General features: G+C 61.2%; 9 protein-coding genes. 6 read left to right on the plus strand and 3 right to left on the minus strand.

Features of this window, described 5'->3' with window-relative positions:
• Nucleotides 1-127 precede the first annotated feature (127 nt).
• Nucleotides 128-9,472 carry a retention module-containing protein gene (locus JJD74_RS01925; protein WP_200610897.1) on the minus strand — a complete coding sequence of 3,115 codons (9,345 nt, stop codon included), beginning with the start codon at nucleotides 9,470-9,472 and terminating at the stop codon, nucleotides 128-130.
• A 534-nt stretch (nucleotides 9,473-10,006) separates the two neighbouring features.
• On the opposite strand from JJD74_RS01925, the gene JJD74_RS01930 reads away from it, so the two are divergent.
• From JJD74_RS01930 to JJD74_RS01940, 3 genes are all read left to right on the plus strand, one after another.
• Nucleotides 10,007-11,365 carry a TolC family outer membrane protein gene (locus JJD74_RS01930; RefSeq protein WP_042558149.1) on the plus strand — a complete coding sequence of 453 codons (1,359 nt, stop codon included), beginning with the start codon at nucleotides 10,007-10,009 and terminating at the stop codon, nucleotides 11,363-11,365.
• Nucleotides 11,366-11,508: 143 nt separating this feature from the next.
• Nucleotides 11,509-13,671 carry a type I secretion system permease/ATPase gene (locus JJD74_RS01935; protein WP_042558148.1) on the plus strand — a complete coding sequence of 721 codons (2,163 nt, stop codon included), beginning with the start codon at nucleotides 11,509-11,511 and terminating at the stop codon, nucleotides 13,669-13,671.
• A gap of 10 nt (nucleotides 13,672-13,681) precedes the next feature.
• Nucleotides 13,682-15,043, plus strand: a complete 1,362-nt coding sequence (locus tag JJD74_RS01940; RefSeq protein WP_042558147.1) for an HlyD family type I secretion periplasmic adaptor subunit — start codon at nucleotides 13,682-13,684, stop codon at nucleotides 15,041-15,043.
• A gap of 161 nt (nucleotides 15,044-15,204) precedes the next feature.
• On the opposite strand, the gene JJD74_RS01945 is transcribed toward JJD74_RS01940, so the two are convergent.
• Both JJD74_RS01945 and JJD74_RS01950 read right to left on the minus strand, forming a co-directional pair.
• Nucleotides 15,205-15,801 carry a tRNA-uridine aminocarboxypropyltransferase gene (locus JJD74_RS01945; RefSeq protein ID WP_200610899.1) on the minus strand — a complete coding sequence of 199 codons (597 nt, stop codon included), beginning with the start codon at nucleotides 15,799-15,801 and terminating at the stop codon, nucleotides 15,205-15,207.
• Between the two features lie 5 nt (nucleotides 15,802-15,806).
• Nucleotides 15,807-16,700 (minus strand): LysR family transcriptional regulator, encoded by an 894-nt coding sequence (locus JJD74_RS01950; RefSeq protein ID WP_042558146.1) that lies wholly within the window; start codon nucleotides 16,698-16,700, stop codon nucleotides 15,807-15,809.
• Between the two features lie 325 nt (nucleotides 16,701-17,025).
• On the opposite strand from JJD74_RS01950, the gene speB reads away from it, so the two are divergent.
• Genes speB through JJD74_RS01965 form a run of 3 tightly spaced genes read left to right on the plus strand, consistent with a single transcriptional unit; the run spans nucleotide 17,026 to nucleotide 19,963 of the window.
• Nucleotides 17,026-17,976: an agmatinase gene (gene speB / locus JJD74_RS01955; protein ID WP_047300226.1), complete on the plus strand. Its 951-nt coding sequence runs from the start codon at nucleotides 17,026-17,028 to the stop codon at nucleotides 17,974-17,976.
• Between the two features lie 10 nt (nucleotides 17,977-17,986).
• Nucleotides 17,987-18,409: a YybH family protein gene (locus JJD74_RS01960; RefSeq protein WP_042558144.1), complete on the plus strand. Its 423-nt coding sequence runs from the start codon at nucleotides 17,987-17,989 to the stop codon at nucleotides 18,407-18,409.
• A 51-nt stretch (nucleotides 18,410-18,460) separates the two neighbouring features.
• On the plus strand, nucleotides 18,461-19,963 hold the full coding sequence (locus tag JJD74_RS01965) for a purine-cytosine permease family protein (protein ID WP_200610900.1): 1,503 nt from the start codon (nucleotides 18,461-18,463) through the stop codon (nucleotides 19,961-19,963).
• The last annotated feature ends 134 nt before the right edge of the window (nucleotides 19,964-20,097 follow it).

Raw genomic sequence — 20,097 nt, forward strand, 5'->3', positions numbered from 1 at the left:
ACCGCACTCCAATGTGGGAGCGAGCCTGCTCGCGAAGGGGCCAGAATGAGCAACGCCATACCATCAGACAGAAAAAACCCGCCGCCCCATCAACCGGGGCGGCGGGTTTTGTCGTTTCAGGTCTCGATCACACGGTGTCCACCTTCAACGAATGATCATTCAACATCCCGCTGATGATCGTCGCTGTGTCGTGCCCGCTGGCAATCATCCCGCCGGCGCCAGGCGTGACGCCGTAGTGGCTGGCGAGGTTGACGCCGGCCAGATCGATCGTCTGGTTCGGCGTGGCGCCGGCCATGGCGCTGACGTCGATGCTGGTCATGACCGAGGCGCCGCTGCCGCTGACGGTGAAGTGCAGATAGTCGTCGAGGGACGACGTAGTGCCGTTTTCGCCTTGCAACAGTTGCGACAGGTCGAGCTTGTCGGTGCCGGGGGTGAAGTCGGTGATCAGGTCGTGGCCGCTGTTGCCTTTGAGCCACTGGAAGGTGTCGGCCCCTGCCCCGCCGGTCAGAGTGTTGTTGCCCATGCCGCCGATCAGCAAATCATCGCCGCCGCCACCGTTGAGGGTGTCGTTGCCCAGCCCCCCGTTGATCACGTTGTTATTGTTGTCGCCGGTCAGGCTGTCGTTGAAGTTCGAGCCGACGAGGTTTTCGATGCCGGTCAGGGTGTCCGTCCCGGCGCCAAGGGTGTTTTGCGCGACGAGCAGGCCGAGATTGACGGTGACGGCGGCAGTCGCATGGGCGTAGCTGGCAGTGTCGGTACCGCTGCCACCATCGAGCAGGTCATTGCCCGCGCCGCTGTAGAGCAAGTCGTTGCCCGCGCCGCCGTGCAGTTCGTTGTTGCCTGAGCCTGCGGTCAGTACGTCGTTGCCGTCGCCGGCATTGATGATGTTGTTGCCGGTGCCCGCCACCAGCACGTCATCGCCTGCTGTACCGGTGAGGGTGTGGCCGTCCTGATAGCTGATGCTCACGTTGGCCGTGTCGCTGCCGCCGTGGTTATCGTTGGCGGTGTAAGTGCCGTGGTAGTCCGGGGCGATGTCCTGGGCCCCGGCGTAGTTGAGCTTCATGGTCAACTGGTAGTTTTCCGATCCGTTGACGTTGCCACCCGTGGGATTGGTCAGGTTGGTGATGTGAATCTGGTAGACCGCGTTCGACGTCGCAGTGAGGGTTTGCCCGTCCGCCAGCGCGATCCAGCCGCCGCCGTTGATCGAGTACTCCATACCGACGTAACCGGCCGCCAGGTTGTGGTCGAGGTTGAGGGTTTCACCCTGACGCAGGTTGACGGTGATGCGGTCTTCATCGTTGGCATTGCTGTTGGTCACGGCGCCCAGGTAGCCGCTGACCACCAGCACGGCGGTCATGGTTGCCGCGTTCGCCGAGAACGCACTACGGACGTTGGCCAGATTCTGGTTGGCCGCCGTATTGACGTTGGTGCCCGTGAAACTGATCGCGCCGGTGCCGGTGAAGTCCGCCGCTTTCGACACCCAACCCGTGTTGAAACTGGTCGGCGTGGCGTTGAGGGTATCGCCGTTAGGATCGGTGTCGTTGGCCAGCAACAGCTCACCCGGCACCACAATGTTGCCCGACAGCACGTTGGTGATGACGTGGTCGTCCATCGCCACCGGAGGCGCGTTGGGGATCACTTTTACGGTCAGCGTCGAGCTGGCCAGATCGCCATCGTTGTCGCTGACGGTGAAGCCGATATTTTCGGTGAGCACCACAGCGGTGGTTTTCTGCGAGGTGTAGGTGTATTCGCCCGTGTCGAGGTTGATCAGCAGCGTGCCGCTGTTGTTGGTGGCGATGCTCAACGTGTTGTTCGCGGTGTTGAAGGTGCCGTGATTGACACCACCGCTCGCGATCAGCGACCCCTGGCCACTGAGGGCTTTCGGGTCGTAGGTGTAAGTGGTGCCGTCGATCACGATGGATTTGATGAACCCGCCATCGGCGCCAAACGTGCCCCCCTCGCCCAGCAGCGAACCGGTGACCGGCGCGCCCTGCACGGTGCCCGACAGCACCGAGTTGAGCTGGTTGAGGTCAGTGACCACCACCGCGTTGGTGTTGGTGTGATTGATGCCGTCGTAAGCCAGCGGATCGAGGTTGGCGTTGCTCACGCCACTGCCGAGGCCGATCGCGTAGTTCTTGATGTTGTTGGCATCAAGGAAAGCTTTGAGTGCGGTCTCGTCAGCCGTGCCGATCTCCTGCCCGGTGGTGGGTTTGCCATCGGAGAAGAAGTAACCGACGTTCTGCGCCCCGGTGAGTTTGCCCGAGGTGTTGAACGCGGTCTGCATCACCGCAACGGCAGCGTCGTAGTTGGTGCCGCCGCCGGCGGTCAGGCCTGCGAGAATCGTCTTCGCTGTCGCGACGTCCACCCACACGGCAGTTCTGTCGGTGGCGTTGCTGCTGAAGGTCACCAGTTGGACTTTGACGTCGCCCAGATCGTCGTACTTGTCGAGCAAGGCACTGATCGCCTGCTTGGCAAGCGCCAGGCGCGACAGGCCCGGAACGCCCGAGGCATCGGCCATGCTGCCGGAGATGTCGAGAACGATCAGCAGGTTGGAATCGATCTCCACTGCTGTCACCGAGCGATCCGAGGCCACGGCTTTTGGCACGTCATCAACAATGTTGACGACGAGGGTGCTGGTGGTGGTGTTGCCCAGCGCATCGGTGGCTTTGTAGGTGAAACTTTCGCTCAGGGTGTTCGGCCCGTCGTTGGCGTTCGGCGAGGTTTTTGGTGCCGAAGTCAGCGTGTAGGTGTAGGTGCCGTCGGCGTTGAGCTGGATCTGCCCGTAAGTGCCGGTGGCGCTGCCAACCAGGGTGTAGGTGAGCGCACCGCTGCCGCCGGTCACCGCACCGACCAGCGTGCCGCTGGCGGTTTCGCCGTTATTGCCAGGCTCGCTGCCGGTGACCGTGCCGGGTGCCAGATCCTGGCCATCTTTACTCAAGTCCAAGGCCTTTTCGTAAACGGTCACGTCCTGATCGACCGAGGCGATGAGTTTGCTGTCGGCGACGTTGATGGTGATGGTCGTGGTGCTTTCGTCACCGTCACTGTCGCGGATGCTGTAGGTGAAGGTGTCGGTGGCGCCCGGTGGGCTCACCGAGTTCGGGTTGCTGTGGTAAACGGCATTGCCCGCCGCATCGAGGGTCAGGTAACCGTAGGCGCCGTTGATGTTGCTGTTGAGCCCGCCGACGGCCGAGGTGGCGGTGTTGCTGCCGGCGCGCACGCCGATCACCGTAACCGCGCCATCGGCACCGTTGACGTCGTTGCCCAGTACGCTGACGTTGACCGTACCTCCCTCCGCCACCGAGCCGGTGTCGGGTTTGGCGGTCGGCAGATCATCGACGATGTTGACGTTGATCTGACCGCTGGCGGTACTGCCATCGGTGTCGGTCGCCACCACGTTGAAATTCTCGGTGATGCTGTTGGCACCGTTGGCGCTCGGGTGGGTTTCGTTATCGACCAGGGTGTAGCTGTAGCTGACCACGCCAGTGGCCGGGTTGTAACCAGTGATGGTGAACGTGCTGCCCAGCGGCGAGACGGTTGATTGCGGGAAACCGGCGGCCACGCCATTGGTGACCACGGCGATGCCACCGACAGTGAGGGTTTGCAGTCCATCAAGCGCGGTGACGGTGAAAGTACCGCTCTGGGTCAGCGCCGGGGTGTTGGGGCTGGTGCCGTCACTGAGGTTCTTCTCGTAGACGGTGAGTTCGCCGCCATTGACGTCGAGGCCGTTGAGCACCACCGGATCGTCGTTGTTGTGGACGTTCAGCACCAGGTTGGCGGTGCTGGTATCGCCGTCGGCATCGGTCAGGGTGTAGGTGAACGTCTCGGTGCCGTTGCCGCCACCTTGCAGGTTTTTGAAGTCGGCGTCAGTGGCGTCGAGTGTGTAGGTGTAAGTGCCGTTGGCGTTGAGCACCAGCGTGCCGTACGTCCCGGTGAAAGTGCCGGGGGTAATCGGCCCGGTCGCCACCACGTCTGCGCCTTGCACATCGTTGGTCAGCACGTTGCCGCTCAGGGTCAGCTGGGTTTCCGAGGCCGTGTTGGCATTGCTGTCGTTCATCGCTTTCGGCACGTCATCGACAATGCTGACGACGATGGTGCTGGTGACGATGTTGCCCAGCGAATCGGTGGCCTGATAGGTGAAGGTTTCGGTCAGGGTGTTGGCGCCGTCATCGGCATTCGGTGTGGTGGTCGCTGGCGATGTCAGGGTGTAGGTGTACGTGCCGTTGGGGTTGAGGACGATCTGCCCGTAGTTGCCGGTGGCGCTGCCAATCAGCGCATAGCTGATCGCGCCGACGGCACCGTTGACCGAGCCGACCAAAGTGCCGGACGCGGTTTCGCTGGTGCTGGTCGGGTCGCTGCCGGTGACCGTGCCGGGCGCTAGATCCGCGCCGTCCTTGGTCAGATCAAGCGCTTTCTCGTAGACGGTGACGTCGGTGTCGCTGACTGCATACAGTTTGCTGTTGGAGACATCGATGGTGATGGTGGTGGTGCTTTCATCGCCGTCGGAATCGCGCACGGTGTAGGTGAACACATCCACTGCACCTGGGCCATTCACCGTGTTGGGATTGCTGTGGTAAACCGCGTTGCCGTTGGCATCGAGGGTCAGGTAGCCGTAGGTACCGTTGATCTGCGAGTTCAAGCCACCGATGGCCGAAGTCGAGGTATCGGCACCGACGCGCACGCCGACCACCGCGCCCGTCACGGCCGGGCCATCGGCACCGCCGATGTCGTTAAGCAACACGTTGCCGCTGACGGTGCCGCCCTCCGCCACTGAAGCTGCATCGGAATAAGCGCTTGGCAGGTCATCGACGATATTGACGTTGATCTGCCCGCTGGCGGTGCTGCCATCGGTGTCCGTGGCGACGACGTTGAAGTTCTCGGTGATGCTGTTGGCGCCATTGGCGTTCGGATGGGTTTCGTTATCCACCAGGGTGTAGCTGTAGCTGACCACGCCAGTCGCTGCGTTGAACCCGGTGATGGTCAGCGTGCTGCCCAGCGGCGTGGTGACCGATTGCGGAAAGCCTGCGGCCACGCCGTTAGTGACGACGGCAATGCCGCCAACGCTGAGGGTTTGCAGACCGTCGAGGGCCGTCACGGTGAACGTGCCGCTCTGGGTCAGGGCCGGGGTGTTGGGGCTGGTGCCGTCACTGAGATTCTGCTCGTAAACGGTGAGCTCGCCACCGTTTACGTCGAGGCCGTTGATGATCACCGGATCGTCGTTGTTTAGGATCTGCAATACGAGGTTCGCAGTGCTGGTGTCGCCGTCGGCATCGGTGATGGTGTAGGCGAAGGTTTCCGTGCCGTTGCCGCCGCCGGTCAGGGCCTTGAAATCGGCATCGCTGGTGTTCAGCGTGTAGGTGTAAGTGCCGTTGGCATTAAGCACCAGTGTGCCGTAGGTCCCGGTGAACGTACCGGCGGTGATCGGGCCGGTGGCGACGCGGTCGGCGCCCTGCACATCGTTGGTCAGCACGTTGCCGGTCAGCGTGAGCTGAGCTTCCGAGGCGGTGGTTGCGTTGCTGTCGTCCACCGCGTTTGGCAGGTCGTCGACGATGTTCACGTCAAGAGTCGCGTTGGCGGTGGTGCCGTTGTCATCGACCACGGTGACGGCGAATTGCTCAGGCAAATTGTTGGCGCCGTTGCCGGTCGCGTGCGCTTCATTGTCGACCAGGGTGTAGCTGTAACTGACCACGCCCGTCGTCGCGTTGAACCCGGTGATGGTCAGCGTGCTGCCCAGCGGCGTGGTAACCGATTGTGGGAAACCGGCGGCGACGCCATTGGTGACCACGGCGATGCCACCGATCGTCAGCGTGGTAACGCCGTCCAGTGCGGTGATGGTGAAGGTACCGTTTTGGGTCAGCGCCGCGGAGTCAGGCGCGCTGCCGTCACTGAGGTTTTTCTCGAAGACGGTAAGTTCGCCACCCTCTACGTTCAAGCCGTTGATGATGACCGGATCGTCGTTGTTTTGGATCTGCAGAACGAGGTTCGCGGTGCTGGTGTCGCCATCGGCATCGGTGATGGTGTAGGCGAAGGTTTCCGTGCCGTTGCCGCCGCCGGTCAGGGCCTTGAAGTCAGCATCGCTGGTGTTCAGCGTGTAGGTGTAAGTGCCATTGGCGTTGAGCACCAGCGTGCCGTACGTCCCGGTAAAAGTACCGGCGGTTATCGGGCCGGTGGCGACGCGGTCGGCGCCTTGCACGTCGTTGGTCAGGACGTTGCCGGTCAGCGTGAGTTGCGCTTCCGAGGCGGTGGTTGCGTTGCTGTCGTCCACGGCGTTTGGCAGGTCGTCGACGATGTTCACGTCAAGAGTCGCATTGGCGGTGGTGCCGTTGTCATCGACCACGGTGACGGCGAATTGCTCAGGCAAATTGTTGGCGCCGTTGGCTGTTGCGTGCGCTTCGTTGTCGACCAGGGTGTAGCTGTAACTGACCACGCCCGTCGCTGCGTTGAACCCGGTAATGGTCAGCGTGCTGCCCAGCGGAGTGGTGACCGATTGTGGGAAACCGGCGGCGACGCCATTGGTGACCACGGCGATGCCACCGATCGTCAGCGTGGTGACGCCGTCCAGTGCGGTGATGGTGAAGGTGCCGTTTTGGGTCAGCGCCGCGGAGTCCGGCGCGCTGCCGTCGCTGAGGTTTTTCTCGTAAACGGTGAGCTCGCCACCGTTCACATCCAGACCGTTGATGATCACCGGATCGTCGTTGTTTTGGATCTGCAATACGAGGTTCGCGGTGCTGGTGTCGCCGTCGGCATCGGTGATGGTGTAGGCGAAGGTTTCCGTGCCGTTACCGCCGCCGGTCAGGGCTTTGAAATCGGCATCGCTGGTGTTCAGCGTGTAGGTGTAAGTGCCATTGGCGTTGAGCACCAGCGTGCCGTAGGTACCGGTGAAAGTACCGGCGGTGATCGGGCCGGTGGCGACGCGGTCGGCGCCTTGCACGTCGTTGGTCAGGACGTTACCGGTCAGCGTGAGTTGCGCTTCCGAGGCGGTGGTTGCGTTGCTGTCGTCCACGGCGTTTGGCAGGTCATCGACGATATTCACATCAAGGGTCGCGTTGGCGGTGGTGCCGTTGTCATCGACCACGGTGACGGCGAATTGCTCAGGCAAATTGTTGGCGCCGTTAGCGGTTGCGTGCGCTTCGTTATCGACCAGGGTGTAGCTGTAACTGACCACGCCCGTCGCTGCGCTGAACCCGGTGATGGTCAGCGTGCTGCCCAGCGGCGTGGTAACCGATTGCGGGAACCCGGCGGCGACGCCATTGGTGACCACGGCGATGCCACCGATAGTCAGCGTGGTAACGCCGTCCAGTGCGGTGATGGTGAAGGTACCGTTTTGGGTCAGCGCCGCAGAGTCAGGCGCGCTGCCGTCGCTGAGGTTTTTCTCGTAAACGGTGAGCTCGCCACCGTTCACATCCAGACCGTTGATGATCACCGGATCGTCGTTGTTATGGATCTGCAACACGAGGTTCGCGGTGCTTGTGTCGCCGTCGGCATCGGTGATGGTGTAGGCGAAGGTTTCCGTGCCGTTGCCACCGCCGGTCAGGGCTTTGAAGTCAGCATCGCTGGTGTTCAGCGTGTAGGTGTAAGTGCCGTTGGCGTTGAGCACCAGCGTGCCGTAGGTACCGGTAAAAGTACCGGCGGTGATCGGGCCGGTGGCGACGCGGTCGGCGCCTTGCACGTCATTGGTCAGGACGTTGCCGGTCAGCGTGAGTTGAGCTTCCGAGGCGGTGGTTGCGTTGCTGTCGTCCACGGCGTTTGGCAGGTCGTCGACGATGTTCACATCGAGGGTCGCGTTGGCAGTGGTGCCGTTGTCATCGACCACGGTGACGGCGAATTGCTCAGGCAAATTGTTGGCGCCGTTGGCGGTTGCGTGCGCTTCGTTGTCGACCAGGGTGTAGCTGTAACTGACCACGCCCGTCGTCGCGTTGAACCCGGTGATGGTCAGCGTGCTGCCCAGAGGGGTGGTAACCGATTGCGGGAAACCGGCGGCGACGCCATTGGTGACCACGGCGATGCCACCGATAGTCAGCGTGGTAACGCCGTCCAGTGCGGTGATGGTGAAGGTACCGTTTTGCGTTAGCGCGGATGAGTCCGGCGCGCTGCCGTCACTGAGGTTTTTCTCGTAAACGGTGAGCTCGCCACCCTCTACGTTCAAGCCGTTGATGATCACCGGATCGTCGTTGTTTTGGATCTGCAATACGAGGTTCGCGGTGCTGGTGTCGCCGTCGGCATCGGTGATGGTGTAGGCGAAGGTCTCCGTGCCGTTGCCGCCGCCGGTCAGGGCCTTGAAGTCAGCATCGCTGGTGTTCAGCGTGTAGGTGTAAGTGCCATTGGCGTTGAGCACCAGCGTGCCGTACGTCCCGGTAAAAGTACCGGCGGTGATCGGGCCGGTGGCGACGCGGTCGGCGCCCTGCACGTCATTGGTCAGGACGTTGCCGGTCAGCGTCAACGAGGTTTCTGAAGCGATGCCATTGCCGTCATCGACCGCGACCGGCACGTCGTCGGTGATGTTGACGTCGAGCGTTCCCGTGGCAGTGTCGCCATTGCTGTCGCCGGCAATCACCGTGAACTGTTCACTGAGATTGTTGGCGCCGTCACCGGCCGCATGGGTTTCATTGCCATTGAGCGTGTAGCTGTAGCTGACCACGCCAGTTGCCGGGTTGTAACCGGTGATGGTCAGCGTATTGCCCAACTGCGTGGTGACCGACTGCGGAAAATCGACCGCCACGCCAGCATTGATCAGGCTGATGCCGCCAATGCTCAGACTGGTCAGACCGTCCGGTGCCGATACGGTGAAGCTGCCGCTTTGCGTCAGAGCCCCGCTATTGGCGGCAGAGCCGTCGGGCAGGTTGGCTTCGTTTACGTTCAGTTCGCCACCGTCTACCGCAAGCCCGCCGAGCGTGACGGGATTGTTCACCGGTGGCGGCGGAACAACAGGCACGACGATATCGCCGCCGTCGTCACCATTGTCGATGACCGCTTCGCGGCGTTCTTCGGGAAACTCGGGAATACCGTTAAAGCCTGCAGTGGGGAAACCGATAACCGGATCGACCCGCCCGCCGACTTCCTCCAGCAGCACAAAGCTATGGCCGCCGCCCACCGCGCCCGGCGCACCCGTTGGGGCATTCGGGCCTGCAGCGGTGGCTTCAGCGGTTTTACTCGGGTCTTCACCGGCGGCGATGGCTTTCTGGATCTGTTCGACATCGGTCAGTTGTGCGTCGCTCGGGGTCAGCGCTTCAGCGGCGTTCACCTGTGCTGCCTGGCCGGCCAGCAATTGGTCGGTCATGGTCACGTTGCTACCGCGGCCCAAGGTCAGTTCCTGGCCATTTTGCAGATGAACGGCAACCGCGCCCTCGGCCCCGGTGATCAGTTGATCGCCTGCAAACAGCCGATCCCCCTCAACCAGGACGCGACGGGTGCCGTCGATACCTTGAGCGAAAACCTGACCAATAACCTTGGTGACTGTGCCGATGAGCGTTGCCATGTGAAATCCTCCGCTGCTGACCACCGTCAGCACTGGTTCGCGAAGTAGCCCATGGCTCAATCGGGTTGTCGGGGCGACGCTCGCACCCTCGACAGTTCGTTTCACAGGCCTTGCCCGAGCGAGAAATTTGAGTGCTTTCAAGCACCTCCAAACCCTGATCGAGGCAACCAACCTGCTAACGCTACGTAACGGTGGTGAAGCACTCGAGTGACAGAAATCTGTCGCTCATCAACCGTTACGCGTCCCTCCCCTTCAGCAGTACTTCGCCGTATGTCGCAAAGTGAATGGAACTTTCCTCAAGCCTTTTTGCGCTCCCTAAAGCGCACAAAACAAAGGCTTTCGTGGTGAACAATGTGCTGCATTTTACAAACCGCATAAGTTTTTTTCGGAATAAGCCTTATGAAAATTTTTTCTTAGCTACGCTTCAGGATGTTCTTAGCTCTGTTGTTACAAGAGTGAAACGCTTAGACCTCATAATATCGTCAAATATTTGGCGACAGTAACATACCATCAGGACTCAGGGAGATGCACCCCATGCGCGTTCTAACCCCCCTCTGCAGCGCGGTTTTGCTGGCCATGGCCTGCACTTCTCAAGCCCAGGCAATGAACCTCACGGAGGCGATTCAAAGCACTATCGCCACCCACCCGGAACTTGCGTCGCGCGTGGACGCGCGCCTGTCGGCTGATGAACAAGTCAAGGTCGCCAAGGGTGGTTTCTATCCATCCGTCGATTTGAACGCGGCCTACGGTCGCGGTTACAGCGACAACACCAACACCCGGGCCTTCGGCAATCACAACACCGAAATCCTCACCTACACCCAGTCCGAGCTGCGCATGCGGCAGATGATCTTCGATGGTTTCAACACGGCCAACGAAGTCGAGCGCACCAAAGGTGTGTCCAACTCGCGCGCCTACTACGCGCAAGGCACCGCGCAAGACCTGGCCCTGCGCACCATCGAGGTCTACCTCGAAGTGCTCAAGCGCCGCGAACTGGTGACCCTGGCGACGAACAACCTGCAGGCGCACTTGCGCGTCAACGATCAGATTGGCCTGCGTACCGAGCGCGGCGTCGGCAGCGCCGCCGACTCCGACCAGTCGGTAGCCCGTAAAGCCTTGGCACAGAACAACCTCGACACCGCCGAAGTTGATCTGGCCGATGCCGAAGCCAATTTCTACAGCGTCGTCGGGCGCATGCCCGATGAACTGGAAACCCCGGCCTCGACTCGCGGCGAACTGCCCACCCAACTGCGCGAAGCCCAGCAGAGCATGGTCGACAACAACCCGTACCTGAAATCGGCGCAGGCTGACGTGCAGTCGGCCGAGAGCCAGTACGAAGTCGCCAAGTCGCCGTTCTACCCACGCTTCGATGCTGAGGCCGCCGTTGGTGCGAACAACAACGTGCAGGGTGACGAAGGCCACGACAACGAATGGCGCGTGGGCATTGTGATGAACTACAACCTGTTCCGTGGTGGCAGCGACAAGGCCCGACTGGCCGCGAACGCGCACGACATCAACCAGGCGATGGACATCCGCAACAACGCCCTGCGCCAGCTCAACGAGAACATTCGTCTGGCCTGGAACGCCATGGAAAATGCCAAGAAACAAACCCCGACCGCCCGTGAATACGCTGAAACCACCAAGCGTGTGCGCGCCGCGTACCAGGATCAGTTCGGCCTTGGCCAACGCACCCTGCTCGACTTGCTCGACAGTGAAAACGAGCTCTACAACGCCAACCGTCGCTACACCGAAATCCGCTACACCGAGGAATATTCGATGTATCGCGTGCTGGCCAATATGGGCCAGTTGCTGAGCAAACAACGGGTGGTGCTGCCAGCGGATGCGATTGCTTCTGCCGAAGTCAAAAACGAAGCACGCCTGCCAGAGCTGAAGTAAGTCCCACGTAAGAGCTGCCGAAGGCACGGGCCGCGATCGGACGATCTTTTGATGTTGTTTTTCAAGATCAATAGGCCGCAGCCTTCGGCAGCTCCGACAGGGGATATAGGGATACTCGAGCCAGTCCAACAGAGGCGATCAATATGACTAGCATGGCCGGAGGCGGCAACGCCGGGGTCGATCCGCGGCTGAGCTTCGATGATCCGTTACTCGACGGTCTGTTGATCCTCTGCAAACTCCATGGCGCGACTGTCAGCCGCGCCAGCCTGAGTGCCGGACTGCCCCTGAACAAACAACGCCTGAGCCTGGATCTGCTGCCTCGCGCAGCCGCCCGGGCCGGGTTGCAGGCGCGGCTGTTACGCCGCGAGCTGAAAGACATTTCCCCGCTGAATCTGCCGATTCTGCTACTGCTCAACGACGGTCGAACCGCCGTGCTGCGGCGCTTTGGCGATGACGGCAAGGCGCTGATCCTGCCCAGCGAAGCCGATGGCGGCGAGCAGTGGGTCAGCCGCGAAGAACTCAGCGAACACTACAGCGGCCAGGCCTTGTTCGCGCGGCCACGGCATGAACTCGAAGACCTGCGCTCGCCGCTGGTGCCACGGGTGCATGCGTGGTTTCGCGACACCCTGAAGCTGTCTAAATGGCTGTACAGCGATGCGATTCTTGCCAGTTTCCTGATCAACCTGCTGGGCCTGATGGTGCCGCTGTTTGTCATGCAAACCTACGACCGCGTGGTGCCCAATCAGGCCACGTCAACCCTGTGGGTGTTATCGATCGGCCTGTTGATCGGCACCGGCTTCGAACTGGTGCTGCGAGTGGTGCGCGCGCACCTGCTGGACAGCGCTGGCAAGAAAACCGATGTAATCCTTTCTGCGACTTTATTTGAACGCATCACCGGTATGTCGATGAAGGCACGGCCAGCAACCATCGGCGGTTTTGCCCAGAGCATTCACGACTTCCAGGGCCTGCGCGAATTCCTCACCGCGGTTACCCTGACCAGCCTGATCGACCTGCCCTTCGTGGTGCTGATGCTGGTGGTGATCGGCCTGCTCGGCGGCTGGCTGGTGGTGATTCCACTGCTGGCGTTTCCGCTGACGATCATCTTCGCGATGATCATTCAGGTGCGCCTGCGTGACACCGTGCAGAAGAGTTTGAGCCTCGGAGCCGAACGCCAGGCCTTGCTGATCGAGACCCTCGGTGGCCTGGAAACCCTCAAGGCCTGCAGCGCCGAAAGCGAGCGCCAGCACAAATGGGAAAGCACCCACGGCGCCCTCACCCGCCTCGATAGCCATGCGCGCAATCTCTCGGCGCTGGCCACCAACGGCACATTGTTCATCCAGCAGTTCGCGGGGATGGCGACGATTGTTGCTGGGGTCTACAGCATCATCGCCGGCAACCTGAGCGTCGGCGCACTGGTGGCGACGTACATGCTCGGCAGCCGTGTGCTCGCACCGCTGGGGCAGATTGCCGGGCTGATTACCCGCTATCAGCAAGCGCAACTGACCATGAAAAGCACCGATGCGCTGATGTCGTTACCGCAAGAACGCGACGGCAAACAGCGGCCTCTGGAGCGCACACAACTGCAAGGCGCGCTGGACGTCAGCGGCGTGACCTTCCACTACAACGGCCAGAATGCCCCGGCGCTGAGCAACGTCAGTTTCAGCCTCAAACCCGGTGAACGGGTCGGTATCATCGGCCGCAGTGGTTCCGGCAAAAGTACCCTTGCGCGGCTGCTGATGGGTTTTTACGAACCCGAAGAAGGCCAATTGCTGCTCGACGGCCTCGACCTGCGGCAACTGGATGTCGCTGACCTGCGCCAGCAGATCGGTTACGTCGCCCATGATTTGCCGCTGCTGGCCGGCAGCCTGCGCGACAACCTGACCCTTGGTGCGCGCTACATCAGCGATTCACGCATGCTCGAAGTCGCCGAGCTGACAGGCGTCACCGAACTCGCCCGCCAACACCCGCAAGGCTTCGACCGGCCGGTGGGCGAACGCGGACAACTGCTCTCCGGTGGGCAGCGCCAAGCGGTATTGCTGGCGCGGGCATTGCTGCTCGACCCGCCGATCATGTTGCTCGACGAACCCACCAGCGCCATGGACAACAGCAGCGAAGACCAACTGCGCCAGAAGCTGCATGGCTGGGTGCAAGGCAAAACACTGCTGCTGGTCACCCACCGCACCTCGATGCTGAGCCTGGTGGATCGGTTGCTGGTGCTGGATAACGGCCGGGTCGTCGCTGACGGCCCGAAAGAAGCGGTCATCGAAGCACTGCGCAAGGGCCGCGTCGGCTCGGCAGCGGTCTAGGAGTTGCCCCATGTCTGCTTCCACAGATAGCAAATCACGCGGCTACTTCGACAGTTTCGGCAAAAGCGCCGAGGTCGAGTTCATGCCGGAAACTGCCGGGGCTTCATTGCAGGATTCGCCGCGCTGGTCGCGGATCACCGTGTGGCTCGCGGCGGCACTGTTGATCAGCGCGGTGGTCTGGGCCAAGTTCGCCGTGCTCGAAGAAGTGACCATGGGCGAAGGCAAGGCGATTCCGTCGAGCAAGGTTCAGGTGATCCAGAACCTTGAGGGCGGGATCGTCACCGAGCTTTTCGTCCGTGAAGGGCAAATGGTCAACAAGGGCGACACCCTGCTGCGTCTGGATGACACACGATTTTTGTCGAACAAGGGTGAAAGCGAGGCGGATCGTTATGCGTTGACCGCCCAGGTCGAACGGCTGTCGGCAGAGGCCGAGGGGCGACCGTTCCAACTCTCCGCCGAGGTGATCGCCAAGGCCCCGCAAGTCGCTGAAGACGAACGCTCGCTGCACGAACAACGCCTGCGGCGGCTGGCCAGTGAGCAACGCACCCTCAGCGAACAACTGCGGCAGAAAACTCAGGAACTGGCGGAATTTCGCTCCAAACAAGGCCAGTTCAGTTCAAGCCTGGCCTTGCTGCAACAAGAGATGAACATGTCCGAGCCGCTGGTCAAAACCGGCGCGGTATCACCCGTGGAGATCCTGCGGCTCAAACGCAATGCCGTGGAAATCCGCGGTTCGCTGAACGCGACCACCCTGGCGATTCCCCGCGCCGAATCGGCGATTGCCGAAATCCGCAGCAAGATCGACGAGTCGGAGCAAACCTTTCGTTCGGATGCCGCCAAAGAGCTGAATGAGAAACGCACCGACCTGTCGAAAATCACCGCATCGAGCATCGCCATCGACGATCGTGTGACGCGCACCACGGTGACCTCGCCGGTGCGCGGGGTGATCAAGCAGATGAAGGTCAACACCATCGGCGGCGTGGTCCAGCCAGGCAGCGACATGGTGGAAATCGTGCCGCTGGAAGACAACCTGCTGATCGAAGCCAAAGTACGCCCGCAAGACGTCGCGTTCCTGCATCCGGGCCAGAAAGCCATGGTCAAGTTCAGTGCTTACGACTACACGATTTACGGTGGCCTGAGCGCCAAGCTTGAGCTGATCGGCGCCGACACGATTACTGACGACAAGGGCAACAGCTTCTACCTGATTCAGGTACGCACCGACAAAAACCACCTTGGCGGAGATGTGAAACCGCTGCTGATCATTCCGGGGATGGTGGCGACAGTGGACATCATCACCGGGGAGAAAAGTGTGTTGGATTACCTGCTTAAACCGGTGCTCAAAGCGCGGACCGAGGCGATGCGCGAAAGATAAGATCAAACGATCGCAGCCTTCGGTAGCTCTTACAAAAGCTGTGGCGCTCGCAAAACCCATGTAGGAGCTGCCGCAGGCTCCGATCTTTTGGTCTGGATTTTGTGGTGAATGATCTGGCCTTATCGCTGGCTTGCCAGCGATGAGGCCGGCAAAAGCACCGATCATTTTTCAGCATGATTACGCTGAAACGTCTCCTGCCCCATCGCTGCAATCTGCCCCTCAATCAACGCTTCAAACGGTTTCAGCAACGGTTCGAAAGACGCTGGCGCTTCCAGCGTCTGCAATGCCTGCACAATCGCCTCGATGGTCGACAACGCCCCAGGCCCCGGTGCCTTGCGCAACCGGTACCGCGACACCCCGCCCTCCGCCAGCGTCACCCGTGGCAACGCCATCAGCAGCGGATTGAGGTGCAGCATCTTGCGCGCCTTGCGCCAGGTGCCGTCGGGCACGACCAGCAACAGCGGTTCATCAGACGTTCCATAAGCCTGCATCGGCTGCGCATCGTCAGCGGGGAACAACAACCGCGCCTGATAGCCCGGCCGGTTCAGCAGTGTCGGCAAATCCTCAAATACCTCACCGACAATCAGCTCGGCGTTGGTCAGCCCCAGCGCGGCCAGGCGCGCAGTGTTCAATGCATGATTGACCTCGCTCGGGTGCTGCAACAGCAACACCCGGGTGCGGCTGTCGAGGCTCGGGATCAACGGGCAAAGGCAATGGGTTTGAGGGCGCAGGCAGCGCGGGCATTGGACTCTGGACATCATTTTTACGCCTGGTTGAGCTGGGCTTTAAGCAAATCGCGGAAAGTCTGGATCAGCGGTTCGCGGCTGCGGCCACGGCGCATGATCATCGAAAACGGCGCCTGGTAGCCGAAAGTCGCTGGCAGCAACACGCGCAAATCGCCCTTGTCGGCCCAGGCCTGGGCGTAGTGCTCCGGCAGATAACCGATGTAGGCGCCGGACAGCACCAGAATCAACTGCGCCTCCATACTTTCTACCGTCGCCGCGCTGTGTTTGAAACCGTGGCGAGCCAGCTCTGCCTGGCTCCAGTAGCCACGACCGACCATGCGTTGCTGGGTGATGACTTGCTCGGGAATCCGTCGCTCGTTAAACAACGGGTGACGACTGCTGCAATACAGCCAGTGCTGTTCGCGGTACAGGGGCATGTAAATCAGACCGCTCATGCGCGTGGAGAACGCACCAATGGCCAGGTCGAGGCGGTTGTCCTGCACGCCGAGTTGCAGTTCGTAGGGGCTCATTACCGACAGGTGCAAATGCACGGCCGGGTGTTCCTGACTGTAGGCGCCGATGGCTTCGGCGAACGGCAACGCCTTGTCGCTGACAGTGGAGTCGATCACCCCGAGGTTGAGCGTGCCGCGCAATTCGCCCTTGAGCGCGGCGGCATATTGCTCAAACCCTTCGAGCTCGGCGAGCAGACGCAGGGTTTCCTGATGGAACAGTTCCCCTTTGCTGGTGAGGCTGAAACCACCGCGGCCGCGATGGCACAACACCAGGCCGAGCGCGGCTTCGAGCTGGCTCATGTAGGTGCTGATCGCCGAGGTCGACAGGTTGAGCTCCTGCTGGGCGTTGGCGAAACCCTGATGGCGCACGATGCTCACGAAGATGCGTAATAGTTTCAGGTCGGGTAAAGCGTTGGCCATGTTTGCTCCACACATCATCCAGATTTAAACCACAACCCTGTAGGAGCTGCCGCAGGCTGCGATCTTTTGATCTTGATTTTTGCCAGCCTTGGGGCCGCTGAAGATCAAAGGATCGCAGCCTGCGGCAGCTCCTACAGAGGCAATCAGCAGTGGGAGAAGTCTAGCGTGGGCCTGGCCATTAGTTTAGAAAAATCTGAACTAAGTATTTGCCCGTAGCGATTCTTCCCCCTCACTACATTTCGCAGAATCGGCCCCACAGCGGCGTCCGAACCTTTGCTGAACGGCGCGCCGACATAAATAAAACAAAGACGATGAGGCCCTACCCGTGGACAAGATTCTTCACCAACCACTGGGCGGCAACGAAATGCCGCGCTTCGGCGGCATCGCCACCATGCTCAGACTCCCCCACTTGCCAACCGCTGCCGGCCTGGACGCTGCCTTTGTAGGCGTGCCGCTGGACATCGGTACTTCGCTGCGCCCTGGCACTCGCTTCGGGCCGCGTGACATCCGCGCCGAATCGGTGATGATCCGCCCGTACAACATGGCCACCGGTGCTGCGCCATTCGATTCGCTGTCGGTCGCCGACATCGGTGACGTCGCGATCAACACCTTCAACCTGCTCGATGCCGTGCGCATCATCGAAGAAGCCTACGACAACATCCTCGAACACAACGTGATTCCGATGACTCTGGGTGGCGACCACACCATCACCCTGCCGATCTTGCGTGCGATTCACAAAAAGCACGGCAAGGTGGGTCTGGTACACATCGACGCTCACGCTGACGTCAACGACCACATGTTCGGCGAGAAAATCGCCCACGGCACGACCTTCCGACGCGCCGTCGAAGAAGGCCTGCTGGATTGTGACCGCGTGGTGCAGATTGGTTTACGCGCCCAGGGTTACACCGCTGATGACTTCAACTGGAGCCGTAATCAGGGTTTCCGCGTGGTGCAGGCCGAAGAGTGCTGGCACAAGTCGCTGGCGCCGCTGATGGCCGAAGTCCGCGAGAAAGTCGGCGGTGGTCCGGTGTATCTGAGCTTCGACATCGACGGCATCGATCCGGCCTGGGCGCCTGGCACGGGCACCCCGGAAATCGGTGGCCTGACGACCATTCAGGCCATTGAGATCATTCGCGGCTGCCAAGGCCTCGACCTGATCGGTTGCGATCTGGTAGAAGTCTCGCCCGCTTACGACACCACCGGCAACACCTCGCTGCTGGCCGCCAACCTGCTGTACGAAATGCTCTGCGTACTGCCTGGCGTGGTTCATCGCTGAGGGTCGGGTCATGAACGATCATGATCAGGTTTTGCATGCGGCGGCCGAGCTGGTTTCAGCCTTCGCACGCAATGATCGCGAAGCCTACTTCGGCGCGTTCAGCGCCGACGCCAGCTTCGTGTTTTACACCCTCGAACAGCCACTGCTGTCGCGCGATGCCTATCAGGCGTTGTGGGACAGCTGGCGCACCGAGGATGGCTTCGAGGTGCTTTCCTGCACCTCGAGCAACGCCTTCGTCAGCCTGCAGGGTGACGTGGCGATTTTCATCCATGACGTGGCCACCGAGCTGCGCATGCAAGGGGAGCAACACTTCAGCCAGGAGCGCGAGACGATTGTTTTCAAGAAACAAACGTCGAGCCTAGAACAACAAGGCCATTGGCTGGCCTGCCACGAACATTTGTCCGCAATGCCGGAAGGGCTGCCACCCCCTTAGCCAATGGTGACGCTCACGCACGATGAGCGCGCCTGATGATCGGAGCAGATCATGAATAACAACAACAATGAAAAACGCCTTAGCAGCATCGAAACAAACGGGGTCGAACAGATCCCGGATCATGAGCGTGACGCCCGGCCCAGCGACCTGTTTCGCTTGATCTTCGGCGGCGCCAATACCTTTGCCACGGCTGTGCTCGGCAGTTTCCCGGTGCTGTTCGGTCTGTCTTTTCAGGCTGGCGTCTGGGCGATTGTGCTGGGTGTGGTGGTCGGTGCACTGATCCTCGCGCCGATGGGCCTGTTCGGCCCGCTCAATGGCACCAATAACGCTGTGTCTTCCGGTGCGCACTTCGGCGTGCATGGGCGGATCGTTGGTTCCTTCCTGTCGTTGTTGACCGCTATCGCGTTCTTCTCGCTCTCGGTGTGGAGTTCGGGCGATGCATTGGTTGGCGGCGCCAAACGCCTGCTCGACCTGCCGGAAACCGACCTCACGCTCGGTCTGGCCTACGGGCTGTTCGCGCTGCTGGTGCTGACGGTTTGCATCTACGGCTTTCGCTTCATGTTGTGGGTCAACCGCATTGCGGTGTGGGCCGCGAGCCTGTTGTTCCTGCTCGGTATCTTCGCCTTTGCCCCCGCTTTTGACAGCCAGTACGCCGGCAGCGTGGCCATGGGTCAGGCCGGGTTCTGGGCGGCGTTCATCGGCGCGGCACTGGTGGCCATGAGCAACCCGATTTCCTTCGGTGCATTCCTCGGCGACTGGTCTCGCTACATTCCTCGCGAAACGCCGAAGCGCCGCATCATGCTGGCGGTGGTCGCCGCGCAACTGGCGACGCTCATCCCGTTCCTGTTCGGCCTGGCCACCGCAACCATCGTGGCGATCAAGGCGCCTGACTACATCGCGGCAAACAACTATGTAGGCGGTCTGCTGGCGGTGTCGCCGAGCTGGTTCTTCCTGCCGGTGTGTCTGATTGCGGTGATCGGCGGCATGTCCACCGGCACCACGTCGCTGTATGGCACCGGTCTGGACATGTCGAGCGTGTTCCCGCGGGTGCTCTCGCGGGTCAAGGCGACGTTACTGATCGGCGTGCTGTCGATTGCGTTCATCTTCATCGGACGCTTTGCGGCAAACCTGGTGCAGAGCGTGTCGACCTTCGCCGTGCTGATCATCACCTGCACCACGCCATGGATGGTGATCATGATCATCGGCCTGGTGGTGCGGCGCGGCTTCTACTGCCCGGATGACCTGCAAGTGTTCACGCGCGGCGAGCAAGGCGGACGCTACTGGTTCACCCACGGCTGGAACTGGCGGGGCCTGGGCGCGTGGATTCCGAGCGCGGCGGTGGGTCTGTTCTTCGTCAACCTGCCGGGGCAGTTCGTCGGCCCACTGGGTGAGTTGGCGGGCGGCATCGACATCAGTTTGCCGGTGACCCTGGGTCTGGCCTCGGTGGTGTATCTGACGCTGCTGCGCCTGTTTCCGGAGCCCGCGGCGGTTTACGGCCCGAAGGATGAACGCAGCCAATTCATGCCCCCCTCAGCGAAGCCCGAACTGGCCTGACACTTTTCCTCTGTGGGAGCGAGCCTGCTCGCGAAGACTTCGGCACATCCAGTATGGATGTCACTGACAGATCGCCTTCGCGAGCAGGCTCGCTCCCACAAAGGGCAGCTCCATCGAACCAATTTTGTTTCACC

Origin of the sequence: Pseudomonas sp. MF6776, from assembly GCF_016613125.1 — a bacterium.
Classification (GTDB): domain Bacteria; phylum Pseudomonadota; class Gammaproteobacteria; order Pseudomonadales; family Pseudomonadaceae; genus Aquipseudomonas; species Aquipseudomonas iridis.

What these genes read in the sequence shown, in the direction of transcription:
- JJD74_RS01940 (WP_042558147.1), top strand. Translation starts at nt 13,682, where the DNA reads ATGTCTGCTTCCACAGATAGCAAATCACGCGGCTACTTCGACAGTTTC.
- JJD74_RS01935 (WP_042558148.1), top strand. Translation starts at nt 11,509, where the DNA reads ATGACTAGCATGGCCGGAGGCGGCAACGCCGGGGTCGATCCGCGGCTG.
- JJD74_RS01945 (WP_200610899.1), bottom strand. Translation starts at nt 15,801, where the DNA reads ATGTCCAGAGTCCAATGCCCGCGCTGCCTGCGCCCTCAAACCCATTGC.
- JJD74_RS01950 (WP_042558146.1), bottom strand. Translation starts at nt 16,700, where the DNA reads ATGGCCAACGCTTTACCCGACCTGAAACTATTACGCATCTTCGTGAGC.
- JJD74_RS01925 (WP_200610897.1), bottom strand. Translation starts at nt 9,472, where the DNA reads ATGGCAACGCTCATCGGCACAGTCACCAAGGTTATTGGTCAGGTTTTC.
- JJD74_RS01930 (WP_042558149.1), top strand. Translation starts at nt 10,007, where the DNA reads ATGCGCGTTCTAACCCCCCTCTGCAGCGCGGTTTTGCTGGCCATGGCC.
- JJD74_RS01965 (WP_200610900.1), top strand. Translation starts at nt 18,461, where the DNA reads ATGAATAACAACAACAATGAAAAACGCCTTAGCAGCATCGAAACAAAC.
- JJD74_RS01960 (WP_042558144.1), top strand. Translation starts at nt 17,987, where the DNA reads ATGAACGATCATGATCAGGTTTTGCATGCGGCGGCCGAGCTGGTTTCA.